The sequence below is a fragment of the Ramlibacter aurantiacus genome (assembly GCF_016722895.1).
In the GTDB taxonomy this organism is placed as follows: Bacteria; Pseudomonadota; Gammaproteobacteria; order Burkholderiales; family Burkholderiaceae_C; genus Ramlibacter; species Ramlibacter aurantiacus.
The window spans coordinates 1-1,068 of record NZ_JAEQNA010000028.1; the positions used below are offsets into that span (position 1 = coordinate 1).

Consider the following 1,068-nt stretch of genomic DNA (forward strand, 5'->3'; position numbering starts at 1 on the left):
CTGCCCCCTGAGATCAGCCACGTGACGATCTGGAGTCCAATCAATCCTGCGAGGAAATTGGACGATGAAGAAGCGATTCACCGAGGAGCAGATCATTGGCTTCCTGCGTGAGGCCGATGCCGGCCTGCCGGTCAAGGAGCTGTGTCGCAAGCACGGCTTCTCCGAGCCGAGCTACTACGCCTGGAAGGCCAAGTTCGGCGGCATGAACGTGTCGGACGCCCAGCGCCTGAAGACGCTGGAGGCGGAGAACAACAAGCTCAAGAAGCTGCTGGCTAATTCGATGCTTGAGATCGATGCCATGCGGGAGGTGCTCAAGGGAAAGTGACGGCCGTGGCGGCCAAGCGCGAGTGCGTTCGACAGCTGCAGGGCAAAGGCCTGAGCGAGCGCCAGGCGTGCCGACTGGTAGGGATCAGCACCAGTGTGCTGCGCTACCGGCCTCGCACCGATGGCAACGACACGCTGCGTGAGCGCTTGAAGGAATTGGCGGGCCAGCACCGCCGTCACGGCTATCGGATGCTGCACAACCGCCTGCGCCACGAGGGCTGGGCGATCAACGTCAAACGCACTTGGCGGATCTACCGCGAGGAAGGCTTGGCGGTGCGCAAGCGTCGGCGCAAGAAGCTGCCGGTTACCGAGCGCCAGCCGCTGGTGCGTCCCGGGCAACCCAACGAGGTTTGGAGCATGGACTTTGTGTTCGATGAGCTGGCCAATGGTCGAAAGGTGAAAACGCTGACCGTCGTGGACGACTGCACGAAAGAGGTCGTCCAGATCGCCGTGGATACCTCGATTCCCGCTCTGTACGTCACGCGCGTGCTTGATCAGGTCAAGGCCGAACGGGGCCTGCCGAAGGTCATTCGCACGGACAACGGTCCGGAGTTCGCCGGTCGCACGATGCAGGACTGGGCGGCCAGGAACCAGGTGGAGCTGCGCTTCATCCAGCCCGGCAAGCCCGTGCAGAACGCGTACATCGAGAGCTTTAACAGCCGGTTCCGGGATGAATGCCTGTCCCAGCACTGGTTCGCCAGCCTTAGCCACATGCGCAGCGTCATCGACAACTGGCGCGACGAC

1 pseudogene is annotated in these 1,068 nt (G+C 62.6%); it reads left to right on the top strand.

Going from position 1 to position 1,068, the window contains the following annotated elements:
* Positions 1-64: 64 nt before the first annotated feature.
* Positions 65-1,068: pseudogene (locus JI739_RS24300) on the top strand (IS3 family transposase); the annotation flags it as partial.